At 43.2% G+C, this 11,102-nt stretch carries 14 protein-coding genes; 13 read left to right on the forward strand and 1 reads right to left on the reverse strand.

Features of this window, described 5'->3' with window-relative positions; genetic code table 11:
- Positions 1 to 51 precede the first annotated feature (51 nt).
- From DF216_RS09440 to DF216_RS09500, 13 genes are all read left to right on the forward strand, one after another.
- Positions 52 to 837 carry an enoyl-CoA hydratase gene (locus DF216_RS09440; protein ID WP_084971792.1) on the forward strand — a complete coding sequence of 262 codons (786 nt, stop codon included), beginning with the start codon at positions 52 to 54 and terminating at the stop codon, positions 835 to 837.
- Positions 838 to 929: 92 nt separating this feature from the next.
- Complete coding sequence (gene fabT / locus DF216_RS09445) at positions 930 to 1,364, forward strand: fatty acid biosynthesis transcriptional regulator FabT (RefSeq protein WP_061454076.1); 435 nt, start codon at positions 930 to 932, stop codon at positions 1,362 to 1,364.
- Positions 1,364 to 2,338 carry a beta-ketoacyl-ACP synthase III gene (locus DF216_RS09450; protein WP_129326685.1) on the forward strand — a complete coding sequence of 325 codons (975 nt, stop codon included), beginning with the start codon at positions 1,364 to 1,366 and terminating at the stop codon, positions 2,336 to 2,338. The genes fabT and DF216_RS09450 overlap by 1 nt, the downstream gene beginning before the upstream one ends.
- Positions 2,339 to 2,394: 56 nt before the next feature.
- On the forward strand, positions 2,395 to 2,619 hold the full coding sequence (locus tag DF216_RS09455) for an acyl carrier protein (RefSeq protein WP_000257840.1): 225 nt from the start codon (positions 2,395 to 2,397) through the stop codon (positions 2,617 to 2,619).
- A 117-nt stretch (positions 2,620 to 2,736) separates the two neighbouring features.
- Positions 2,737 to 3,711, forward strand: a complete 975-nt coding sequence (fabK, locus tag DF216_RS09460) for an enoyl-[acyl-carrier-protein] reductase FabK (protein WP_129326686.1) — start codon at positions 2,737 to 2,739, stop codon at positions 3,709 to 3,711.
- A complete protein-coding gene (fabD, locus tag DF216_RS09465; protein ID WP_129326687.1) occupies positions 3,704 to 4,624 on the forward strand; it encodes an ACP S-malonyltransferase in 921 nt (306 codons plus the stop codon). The genes fabK and fabD overlap by 8 nt, the downstream gene beginning before the upstream one ends.
- Before the next feature lie 43 nt (positions 4,625 to 4,667).
- On the forward strand, positions 4,668 to 5,399 hold the full coding sequence (fabG, locus tag DF216_RS09470; protein WP_129326688.1) for a 3-oxoacyl-[acyl-carrier-protein] reductase: 732 nt from the start codon (positions 4,668 to 4,670) through the stop codon (positions 5,397 to 5,399).
- Between the two features lie 28 nt (positions 5,400 to 5,427).
- Positions 5,428 to 6,663 carry a beta-ketoacyl-ACP synthase II gene (gene fabF, locus DF216_RS09475; protein WP_129326689.1) on the forward strand — a complete coding sequence of 412 codons (1,236 nt, stop codon included), beginning with the start codon at positions 5,428 to 5,430 and terminating at the stop codon, positions 6,661 to 6,663.
- A 2-nt stretch (positions 6,664 to 6,665) separates the two neighbouring features.
- Positions 6,666 to 7,154, forward strand: a complete 489-nt coding sequence (accB, locus tag DF216_RS09480; RefSeq protein ID WP_129326690.1) for an acetyl-CoA carboxylase biotin carboxyl carrier protein — start codon at positions 6,666 to 6,668, stop codon at positions 7,152 to 7,154.
- Positions 7,151 to 7,573: a 3-hydroxyacyl-ACP dehydratase FabZ gene (gene fabZ / locus DF216_RS09485; protein WP_129326691.1), complete on the forward strand. Its 423-nt coding sequence runs from the start codon at positions 7,151 to 7,153 to the stop codon at positions 7,571 to 7,573. Before accB ends, fabZ begins: the two co-directional genes overlap by 4 nt.
- A gap of 11 nt (positions 7,574 to 7,584) precedes the next feature.
- Positions 7,585 to 8,937, forward strand: a complete 1,353-nt coding sequence (gene accC / locus DF216_RS09490; RefSeq protein ID WP_129326692.1) for an acetyl-CoA carboxylase biotin carboxylase subunit — start codon at positions 7,585 to 7,587, stop codon at positions 8,935 to 8,937.
- Between the two features lie 50 nt (positions 8,938 to 8,987).
- Positions 8,988 to 9,854 carry an acetyl-CoA carboxylase, carboxyltransferase subunit beta gene (gene accD / locus DF216_RS09495; protein ID WP_129326693.1) on the forward strand — a complete coding sequence of 289 codons (867 nt, stop codon included), beginning with the start codon at positions 8,988 to 8,990 and terminating at the stop codon, positions 9,852 to 9,854.
- Positions 9,851 to 10,618 carry an acetyl-CoA carboxylase carboxyl transferase subunit alpha gene (locus tag DF216_RS09500; RefSeq protein ID WP_129326694.1) on the forward strand — a complete coding sequence of 256 codons (768 nt, stop codon included), beginning with the start codon at positions 9,851 to 9,853 and terminating at the stop codon, positions 10,616 to 10,618. The genes accD and DF216_RS09500 overlap by 4 nt, the downstream gene beginning before the upstream one ends.
- Before the next feature lie 56 nt (positions 10,619 to 10,674).
- On the opposite strand, the gene DF216_RS09505 is transcribed toward DF216_RS09500, so the two are convergent.
- On the reverse strand, positions 10,675 to 11,102 hold a 428-nt coding region (locus DF216_RS09505), incomplete at its 5' end, for an IS3 family transposase (RefSeq protein WP_129326695.1).

The raw sequence follows: 11,102 nt of genomic DNA on the forward strand, positions 1-11,102 counted from the left end.
TACTTTGAAGATAAAATAATTTCATTGCCTTACAAAAGAAAAGGAGAAGCTATGAATCATATCTTATATCAGATTGTAGATGATCTTGCTATCATTACTTTGAATCGTCCCGAAGTGGCAAATGGTTTCCATATCCCAATGTGTGAGGAGATTTTAGAAGCTTTGACCCTAGCAGAGCAGGATCAAGCTGTTCAGTTTATCTTGATAAACGCTAATGGGAAAGTCTTTTCAGTTGGGGGAGACTTGGTTGAGATGAAACGAGCAGTGGATGAGGATGACATTCCTTCTTTGAATAAGATTGCAGAATTAGTCAATACAATTTCTTTTAAAATCAAGCAAATTCCTAAACCCGTTTTGATGGAGGTAGATGGAGCAGTTGCTGGTGCTGCGGCAAATATGGCAGTAGCCGTTGATTTTTGTTTGGCGACTGATAAGGCAAAATTCATTCAAGCCTTTGTTGGAGTTGGATTGGCGCCAGACGCTGGTGGAATTCATCTCTTGAGTCGTAGTATCGGGGTAACACGAGCAGCACAACTTGCCATGACAGGAGAAGCCTTGACTGCGGAAAAAGCGCTAGAATGGGGCGTGGTATACCGTGTTTGTGAAGCTGATAAATTAGAAAAAACAAGAGAACAAGTTCTGAAGAAATTAAGACGAGGCTCAGCTAACTCCTATGCAGCTATTAAGAAGCTAGTTTGGGAAAGTCAATTTAAGGATTGGCAGAATTATGCCGATTTGGAATTGAAACTACAAGAATCTTTATCTTTAACGGAAGATTTTAAAGAAGGGGTTCGAGCGCATTCTGAAAGAAGAAGACCAAAATTTTCAGGAAAATAAAAAAATACTTGCACAATTTTTTGAAGTTTGTTATACTTCTTTTATCAAATGTTTTGATAGTGAAAGTTTTTTCTAAAGAGGAGGGATGAGAATTGGATTACCAACAAGTCAATGATTATTTAACATCCATTTTTAATAATGTCCTTGTGATCGAGGAGGTTAGCTTGAGAGGTAGTCGCTTCAAAGACATCTCCATCAAAGAAATGCACACAATTGATGTGATTGGTAAGTTTCCTGAGGCAACGCCTAGCAAAGTTTCCAAAGAACTGATGGTAACCTTAGGGACAGTTACGACGAGCTTGAATAACCTAGAAAGAAAGGGTTATATTGAACGTGTTCGTTCAGACCAAGATCGTCGTGTGGTTTATCTGCATTTGACAAAGAAAGGTCGTCTAGTTCACCGCCTTCATAAACGTTTCCACAAGGCCATGGTCGAAAAAATTATTGATGGCATGAGTCCCGAGGAAAAAGAAGTCATGGACAGAGGCTTAAGGAACCTTTATCAATTTTTGGAGGATTTGAAATAATGGCTTTTGCAAAAATAAGCCAGGTTGCTCATTATGTACCAGAGCAAGTGGTCACTAATCATGACTTAGCCCAAATAATGGATACAAGCGATGAGTGGATTTCAAGTCGGACAGGAATTAAACAGAGACATATCTCAAAAACGGAGTCCACAAGTGACTTGGCGACAGAAGTTGCCAAGAACTTGCTGGCTAAAGGGAGCATAGAGGCTGAGCAGATTGATTTTATCATTGTAGCGACGATTACTCCAGACTCGATGATGCCTTCTACGGCAGCTCGGGTTCAGGCCAATATCGGAGCTAATAGAGCTTTCGCCTTTGATTTGACAGCAGCTTGCAGTGGCTTTGTATTCGCTCTCTCAACTGCTGAAAAGTTTTTAAGCTCTGGACAGTTCAAGAAAGGGATTGTGATCGGGGCTGAGACCTTATCCAAGGCGGTTGACTGGTCGGATCGTTCGACAGCTGTTCTCTTTGGAGATGGTGCAGGTGGGGTTCTCTTGGAAGCGAGTGAAACACGGCACTTCCTCGTGGAAAGTCTTTATACGGATGGTTCTCGGAGCGAGTGTTTGACCTATGGTCAAACGGCTTTGACTTCGCCCTTCTCAGATCAAGAAGCAGTCCCTGCTTTTCTGAAGATGGATGGACGAGCAGTTTTTGATTTTGCAAATCGAGATGTTGCTAAATCAATCAAAGAGACCATTGAAAATGGTCCAATCGCAGCATCGAAATTGGATTATCTCTTGCTTCATCAGGCAAATATCCGCATTTTGGATAAGATGGCTAAGAAAATCGGTGTAGACCGAGACAAGCTTCCCGCCAATATGATGGAGTATGGAAATACCAGTGCAGCAAGTATCCCGATTTTGCTCTCAGAGTGTGTGGAGAATGGCATGATTCGTTTAGATGGTAGCCAGACGATTCTCCTATCAGGCTTCGGTGGAGGTTTGACATGGGGCACACTCATTCTTACAATCTAGGTAATCATGTGGTAAACACATAGTTATAAATTTTTATATTTTAAAGGAGTCCTATCATGGCAGTATTTGAAAAAGTACAAGAAATTATCGTTGAAGAACTTGGGAAAGATGCATCAGAAGTAACACTTGAATCTACTTTTGATGATTTGGATGCAGATTCATTGGATTTGTTCCAAGTAATCTCTGAAATTGAAGATGCTTTTGATATTCAAATCGAAGCAGAAGATAACTTGAAAACAGTTGGTGACTTGGTTGCCTACGTTGAAGAGCAAACAAAATAATTAACATATTACTAGAAGGAGTAGGGGAAACCCACTCCCTCTTGTTTAGGTAATAGTTTGAAACTCAAACGATAAGCTCATCGAACTATTACGTAAGCAAGGAATGATGGAGGCACTATGAAAACACGTATTACAGAATTATTGAACATTGATTATCCTATTTTTCAAGGAGGAATGGCCTGGGTTGCTGATGGTGACTTGGCTGGTGCAGTATCAAAAGCTGGTGGTCTAGGGATCATCGGTGGTGGTAATGCGCCTAAAGAGGTCGTAAAGGCTAATATCGATAAAATCAAATCACTTACGGATAAGCCTTTCGGTGTCAACGTCATGCTCTTGTCACCTTTTGTAGAAGACATCGTTGATCTCGTGATTGAAGAAGGGGTTAAGGTGGTTACAACCGGTGCTGGAAATCCAAGTAAATACATGACTCGTTTCCATGATGCAGGAATTACAGTTATTCCTGTTGTTCCAAGTGTTGCTTTGGCAAAACGCATGGAAAAAATTGGTGCAGATGCAGTTATTGCAGAAGGAATGGAAGCCGGTGGGCATATTGGGAAATTAACAACGATGACCTTGGTCCGCCAAGTTGCTGCGGCTGTCTCAATTCCAGTTATCGCAGCTGGAGGAATTGCAGACGGTGAGGGTGTCGCTGCAGGCTTTATGCTTGGTGCTGAGGCTGTTCAAGTCGGTACGCGTTTCGTAGTAGCTAAGGAATCTAACGCCCATCCAAAATACAAAGAAAAAATCTTAAAAGCACGTGATATCGATACGACTATTTCAGCTCAACACTTTGGTCATGCTGTTCGTGCCATTAAAAATCAGTTGACACGTGACTTTGAGCAGGCTGAAAAAGATGCCTTCAAACAAGAAAATCCAGACTTAGAAATCTTTGAGCAAATGGGAGCTGGTGCTCTTGCTAAAGCCGTTGTTCATGGAGATGTAGAAGGTGGATCTGTAATGGCAGGTCAGATTGCAGGTTTGGTTTCTAAAGAGGAAACTGTCGAAGAAATTCTAAAAGATCTATACTATGGTGCAGCCAAGAAAATTCAAGAGGAAGCCTCTCGTTGGGCAGGAGTTGTAAGAAATGACTAAAACAGCCTTTCTATTTGCGGGTCAAGGTGCTCAATATCTAGGGATGGGGCGTGATCTCTATGATCGCTATCCTATCGTCAAGGAAACCATTGACCATGCCAGTCAGGTTTTGGGTTATGACCTTCGTGACTTGATTGATAAGGAAGAAACCAAGTTAAACCAGACTCGCTATACGCAACCAGCAATTTTAGCGACCTCGGTTGCCATCTACCGTCTATTGAAAGAAAAGGGCTATCAGCCAGATATGGTAGCAGGATTGTCTCTTGGGGAATATTCTGCTCTTGTAGCAAGTGGTGCCTTGGACTTTGAAGAGGCAGTGGCCTTGGTTGCTAAGCGCGGAGCTTATATGGAAGAGGCGGCGCCTGCTGGTTCTGGTAAAATGGTAGCCGTTCTCAATACTCCAGTAGATGTGATAGAGGAAGCTTGCAAAACTGCTTCTGAAGTTGGAGTAGTGACTCCAGCCAACTACAACACCCCAAGTCAAATCGTCATCGGTGGTGAGGTGGCTGCAGTTGACCGCGCAGTTCAACTCTTGCAGGAAGCAGGAGCCAAACGATTGATCCCCCTAAATGTGTCGGGTCCTTTCCACACAGCCCTTCTAGAGCCAGCTAGCCAACAGCTAGCTGGAGCTCTTGAGGGGATTAGTTTCTCAGACTTTAACTGTCCTCTAGTAGGTAATACTGAAGCTGCAATCATGGAAAAAGACCGAATCCAAGAGTTTTTGACGCGTCAGGTGAAAGAACCTGTTCGTTTTTATGAAAGTATTGCTGTGATGCAGGATGCTGGTGTGACCAATTTTATCGAAATTGGTCCTGGAAAAGTCCTATCAGGCTTTGTCAAAAAAATTGATAAAACAGCTGAGCTAGCTAACGTTGAAGACCAAGCAAGCTTGGATGCTTTGCTAGGAAACTAGTGATCCCTTCTTCCACAAATACAACAGGAAACAGGAGAACAGAATGCAACTAAAAAATAAAAATATCTTTGTTACAGGTTCAAGTCGGGGTATCGGGCTTGCTATTGCTCACAAATTTGCTCAACTGGGTGCCAATGTAATCTTGAATAGTCGCGGAGCAATCCCAGAAGAATTGCTGGCTGAGTTTTCAAACTACGGTGTCAAGGTAGTGCCAATCTCGGGTGATGTTTCAGACTTTGCAGATGCCAAGCGTATGATAGATCAAGCGATTGCAGAACTCGGTTCTGTTGATGTCTTGGTCAACAATGCTGGGATTACTCAAGATACGCTTATGCTCAAGATGACTGAAGAAGACTTTGAAAAAGTGATTAAGATCAACTTGACAGGTGCCTTCAACATGACGCAAGCAGTCTTGAAACAGATGATTAAGGCACGTGAAGGTGCGATTATCAACATGTCTAGTGTGGTCGGTTTGATGGGAAATATCGGACAAGCCAACTATGCAGCTTCTAAAGCAGGTTTGATTGGTTTTACCAAGTCAGTAGCACGTGAAGTTGCCAATCGTAATGTGCGCGTAAATGCTCTTGCACCAGGGATGATCGAGTCAGATATGACTGCTGTTTTATCTGATAAGGTCAAGGAAGCGACATTGGCCCAAATCCCAATGAAACATTTCGGTCAAGCAGAACATATCGCAGATGCTACAGTGTTCCTGGCTGGACAAGATTATTTGACTGGACAAGTTCTCGCTGTTGATGGCGGACTTAGCATGTAAAAAATAAGGAAAGATATAGGTAAGACAGATGAAACTAAATCGAGTTGTAGTAACAGGTTACGGATTGACCTCTCCTATCGGAAATACTCCAGAAGAATTTTGGAACAGTTTGCAAACTGGGAAAATTGGAATTGGAGAAATTACTAAATTTGACCACAGCGAATTTGCTGTACACAATGCAGCAGAAATTCAAGATTTCCCATTTGATAAATACTTTGTCAAAAAAGATACCAACCGTTTTGATAACTATTCTTTGTATGCCTTGTATGCAGCTCAAGAAGCAGTGACACATGCTAATCTTGATGTAGAAGCAATCGATAAAGATCGTTTTGGTGTCATCGTTGCTTCAGGTATTGGAGGTATCAAAGAAATCGAAGATCAGGTTATCCGTCTTCATGAAAAAGGTCCAAAACGCGTTAAGCCAATGACGCTTCCAAAAGCTTTGCCAAATATGGCTTCAGGAAATGTTGCTATGCGCTTTGGAGCAAACGGTATCTGTAAATCAATTAATACAGCCTGCGCCTCATCAAATGATGCCATTGGAGATGCCTTCCGCTCTATCAAGTTTGGTTTCCAAGATGTCATGCTAGTTGGTGGATCAGAATCATCTATTACTCCTTTTGCCATTGCTGGATTCCAAGCTTTGACTGCCCTATCAACTACAGAAGATCCAACTCGTGCTTCTATTCCATTTGACAAAGACCGTAATGGTTTTGTCATGGGAGAAGGTTCAGGGATGTTGGTTCTTGAAAGCCTTGAACATGCTGAAAAACGTGGTGCAACTATCTTGGCTGAAGTTGTTGGTTATGGAAATACCTGTGATGCTTACCATATGACTTCACCTCATCCAGAAGGTCAAGGTGCGATTAAGGCTATGAAGCTGGCTTTGGAAGAAGCAGAAATTTCTCCAGAGCAAGTGGCCTATGTCAATGCCCATGGAACTTCAACTCCTGCCAATGAAAAAGGAGAAAGTGGTGCGATCGTAGCTGTTCTTGGTAAAGAAGTACCTGTATCTTCAACCAAGTCCTTTACAGGACACTTGCTTGGTGCGGCAGGGGCAGTAGAAGCAATCGCTACCATCGAAGCCATGCGTCATAATTTTGTACCAATGACAGCTGGGACAAGCGAGTTGTCAGACTATATCGAAGCGAATGTCGTTTATGGACAAGGCTTGGAGCAAGAAATTCCTTATGCCATTTCAAATACTTTTGGATTTGGTGGACACAATGCGGTTCTTGCTTTCAAACGTTGGGAGAATAAATAATTATGAATTTAAATGAGATCAAGGACTTGATGGCTCAATTTGACCAATCAAGTTTGAGAGAATTTTCTTATAAAAACAAAACGGATGAGTTGCAGTTCAGTAAGAATGAAGCTAGAATGGCTTCTGAAGCGCCTGCTCCAGTTGCTCCAGCACCAACTGCGGCAGCTACAAGTCCAGTAGTTTCTGCTCCTTCAACCCCAGTAGAAAGTGTAGTGGAAGAAGCTCCAGCGCCTGCTGAATCGACGGTTGCTCCAGAGGGTGATGTCGTTGAAAGCCCACTTGTAGGGGTGGCTTACTTGGCTGCTGGACCAGACAAACCTGTCTTTGTGACGGTTGGTGACAGTGTCAAGAAAGGCCAGACTTTGGTGATCATCGAAGCCATGAAAGTCATGAATGAAATTCCGGCACCTAAGGATGGTGTAGTGACTGAAATTCTTGTTTCTAACGAAGAAATGGTTGAGTTTGGTAAAGGATTGGTACGTATCAAATGATCGATATTCAAGGAATTAAAGAAGCTTTGCCCCATCGCTACCCCATGCTCCTAGTGGATAGAGTCTTGGAAGTGAGCGATGATACCATTGTTGCCCTTAAAAATGTGACCATCAACGAACCTTTCTTCAATGGTCATTTTCCACAATACCCAGTTATGCCAGGTGTTCTTATCATGGAAGCCTTGGCCCAGACTGCTGGTGCCTTGGAATTGTCCAAACCTGAAAATAAAGGGAAACTGGTCTTTTACGCTGGCATGGACAAGGTCAAGTTTAAGAAGCAAGTTGTACCAGGTGATCAATTAGTCATGACGGCTACATTTGTGAAACGTCGTGGTACGATTGCTGTGGTTGAAGCAAAGGCTGAAGTGGATGGCAAGCTTGCAGCGAGTGGTACTCTTACCTTTGCAATTGGAAACTAAGGAGGTTCTCCATGTTTCGTAAAATTTTGATTGCCAACCGTGGTGAGATTGCGGTTCGCATTATTCGAGCTGCGCGTGAATTAGGCATTGCGACTGTAGCAGTCTATTCAACTGCTGATAAGGAAGCTCTTCACACACTCCTAGCGGATGAAGCTATCTGTATCGGACCTGGTAAGGCGACAGAGTCTTATCTCAATATCAATGCGATTTTATCTGCAGCAGTTTTGACAGAAGCAGAAGCCATTCACCCAGGTTTTGGTTTTCTTAGCGAAAACTCTAAGTTTGCCACTATGTGTGACGAAGTGGGAATCAAGTTCATCGGTCCTTCTGGAGCTGTGATGGATACCATGGGAGATAAGATCAATGCGCGTGAGCAAATGATCAAGGCTGGGGTTCCAGTTATCCCAGGATCTGATGGTGAAGTTCACACAGCTGAAGAGGCCCTTGCAGTTGCAGAAAAAATTGGCTATCCAGTCATGCTTAAGGCATCGGCAGGTGGTGGTGGAAAAGGGATTCGTAAGGTTGAAAAGGCAGAAGACTTGGTCGCAGCCTTTGAAACAGCATCCAGTGAAGCCAAGGCCAATTTTGGAAATGGCGCTATGTATCTAGAGCGTGTGATTTATCCAGCTCGCCATATCGAGGTTCAAATCCTTGCTGACCAAGAGGGTCATGTTGTCCATCTTGGTGAACGGGATTGTTCACTCCAACGGAATAACCAAAAGGTCTTAGAAGAAAGCCCATCCATTGCGATTGGCAAAACCCTTCGTCATGAAATTGGTGCTGCAGCCGTTCGTGCAGCAGAGTCTGTAGGCTATGAAAATGCAGGGACGATTGAATTTCTTCTCGATGAAGCGAGTGGCAATTTCTACTTCATGGAAATGAATACTCGTGTGCAAGTTGAACACCCAGTCACAGAGTTTGTTTCAGGTGTTGATATCGTGAAGGAACAGATTCGCATTGCTGCCGGTCAACCTTTACCTTTCAAACAAGAAGATATCGTCCTACGAGGTCATGCTATCGAGTGCCGGATCAATGCGGAAAATCCAGCATTTAACTTTGCTCCAAGTCCAGGGAAAATTACCAATCTCTATCTACCAAGTGGTGGAGTTGGCTTACGCGTGGACTCAGCAGTTTATCCAGGTTATACCATTCCCCCTTACTATGATAGTATGATTGCTAAAATCATTGTTCACGGGGAGAATCGTTTTGATGCTCTTATGAAGATGCAACGGGCACTTTATGAACTTGATATTGAAGGAGTGCAAACCAATGCAGACTTCCAGTTGGATCTGATTTCAGACCGCCGAGTTATCGCTGGTGACTACGATACTTCCTTCTTGATGGAAACTTTCTTGCCAAAATAACAAGAAAAAGAATAGACTTTCAAACAGTATGAGAACTAAAAGGGGGAGTTATGGCTCTATTTAGTAAAAAGGATAAGTATATTCGGATCAATCCCAACCGTTCCGTAGGGCAGGCACCACAAGCCAAGCCTGAGGTTCCAGATGAACTCTTCTCCCAGTGTCCTGGTTGTAAACACACCATTTACCAAAAGGATCTCGGGAGCGAACGAATTTGTCCACATTGTAGCTATACTTTCCGTATTTCAGCTCAGGAACGCTTGGCTTTGACGATTGATTCTGACAGCTTTGTGGAGATGTTTACAGGAATTGAAACTCAAGATCCCTTGAATTTTCCTGGCTACCAGAAAAAACTGGCTACTATGCGTGAAAAGACAGGTTTGGATGAAGCAGTATTGACTGGTACAGCTAGCATCAAGGGGCAAAAAGTTGCCCTTGGGATCATGGATTCTAACTTTATCATGGCTTCTATGGGAACCGTTGTGGGTGAAAAAATCACGCGCTTGTTTGAGTATGCAACGGTAGAAAATTTACCAGTCGTACTCTTCACAGCTTCTGGTGGAGCCCGCATGCAAGAGGGAATCATGAGTTTGATGCAAATGGCTAAGATTTCTGCGGCGGTTCAACGCCATTCTAAGGCAGGCCTTTTTTATCTGACGATTTTGACGGATCCGACAACAGGTGGAGTGACCGCTTCCTTTGCCATGGAGGGTGACATTATCCTAGCAGAGCCCCAGAGTTTGGTAGGTTTTGCTGGGAGACGTGTCATCGAAAATACAGTCCGTGAGACCTTGCCGGATGATTTCCAAAAAGCAGAATTTTTGCTTGAACATGGATTTGTTGATGCAATTGTCAAACGTAGAGAACTACCAGAAACAATTGCTAAATTAGTGAGATTGCATGGAGGAAGTCGCGGATGAATATTGCAAAAATAGTCAGAGAGGCACGCGAGCAAAGTCGATTGACAGCCCTTGATTTTGCCAATGGCATCTTCGATGAGTTTATCGAATTGCATGGAGATCGCTCTTTCAGAGACGATGGTGCGGTCATTGGTGGAATTGGTTGGTTAGGTGACCAAGCAGTAACAGTTGTTGGTATCCAAAAGGGGAAGAGTCTTCATGACAACCTCAAACGGAACTTTGGGCAACCCCATCCAGAAGGCTATCGCAAGGCTCTTCGCTTGATGAAACAAGCAGAAAAATTTGGTCGTCCAGTTGTGACCTTTATCAATACGGCGGGTGCTTACCCAGGTGTTGGGGCTGAGGAACGTGGACAAGGGGAAGCAATCGCTCGAAACCTGATGGAAATGAGCGACCTCAAGGTTCCAATCATTGCGATTATTATTGGTGAAGGAGGATCTGGAGGTGCATTAGCACTAGCCGTAGCTGACCGTGTCTGGATGCTAGAGAACTCAATCTATGCCGTACTCAGTCCAGAAGGCTTTGCTTCTATCCTTTGGAAGGATGGGAGTCGTGCCATGGAAGCAGCAGAGTTGATGAAAATCACTTCACATGAACTCCTAGAAATGGGAATCGTAGACAAGGTAATCTCAGAAACCGGACTCGCCAGTAAGGAACTGCAAGCTCGCGTTAAAAATGAATTGCGTGCAGAGCTTGACCGCTTGCAAAGCTTAGCCTTGGAACAGCTCCTCGAAGAACGTTACCAACGGTTTAGAAAATACTAAAAAATTTTAAAAGCTAGAACAATTTTGTACTGACCCCAAAAAGTTAGACAATTAATTTATCCGAAGGATTTAGTTCTGTATTGCACAGGACTGAGTCCTTTTAGTTTTATCTTAATTCGTTTATTGTTGTAGTAATCAATGTAGTCCACAATAGCTTGTTCCAATTGGTTAAGCGACTGAAATGACTTCTCATAACCATAAAACATCTCAGACTTAAGAATACCGAAGAAGGACTCCATCATACCGTTATCTGGGCTGTTGCCCTTGCGTGACATAGATGCTTGAATTCCCTTACTCTCTAGGAATCGATGATAAGAATCGTGTTGGTATTGCCAGCCCTGGTCGCTGTGTAAAATGGTATTCTCATAGTGTTTCTCTGTGAAGGCCTGTTCCAACATGACTTTCACTTGTTCTAAGTTGGGCGAAGTAGAAAGATGATAAGCAATAATTTCACTGTTAAATCCATCTAAAACAGGCGATAAAT

This window comes from Streptococcus oralis (assembly GCF_004127215.1).
Lineage (GTDB): Bacteria > Bacillota > Bacilli > Lactobacillales > Streptococcaceae > Streptococcus > Streptococcus oralis_BD.

Coding starts and splice junctions, on each gene's coding strand:
- fabZ (WP_129326691.1), top strand. CDS start 7,151: ATGATCGATATTCAAGGAATTAAAGAAGCTTTGCCCCATCGCTACCCC.
- fabG (WP_129326688.1), top strand. CDS start 4,668: ATGCAACTAAAAAATAAAAATATCTTTGTTACAGGTTCAAGTCGGGGT.
- accD (WP_129326693.1), top strand. CDS start 8,988: ATGGCTCTATTTAGTAAAAAGGATAAGTATATTCGGATCAATCCCAAC.
- DF216_RS09500 (WP_129326694.1), top strand. CDS start 9,851: ATGAATATTGCAAAAATAGTCAGAGAGGCACGCGAGCAAAGTCGATTG.
- fabK (WP_129326686.1), top strand. CDS start 2,737: ATGAAAACACGTATTACAGAATTATTGAACATTGATTATCCTATTTTT.
- accC (WP_129326692.1), top strand. CDS start 7,585: ATGTTTCGTAAAATTTTGATTGCCAACCGTGGTGAGATTGCGGTTCGC.
- DF216_RS09455 (WP_000257840.1), top strand. CDS start 2,395: ATGGCAGTATTTGAAAAAGTACAAGAAATTATCGTTGAAGAACTTGGG.
- DF216_RS09450 (WP_129326685.1), top strand. CDS start 1,364: ATGGCTTTTGCAAAAATAAGCCAGGTTGCTCATTATGTACCAGAGCAA.
- DF216_RS09440 (WP_084971792.1), top strand. CDS start 52: ATGAATCATATCTTATATCAGATTGTAGATGATCTTGCTATCATTACT.
- fabF (WP_129326689.1), top strand. CDS start 5,428: ATGAAACTAAATCGAGTTGTAGTAACAGGTTACGGATTGACCTCTCCT.
- fabD (WP_129326687.1), top strand. CDS start 3,704: ATGACTAAAACAGCCTTTCTATTTGCGGGTCAAGGTGCTCAATATCTA.
- accB (WP_129326690.1), top strand. CDS start 6,666: ATGAATTTAAATGAGATCAAGGACTTGATGGCTCAATTTGACCAATCA.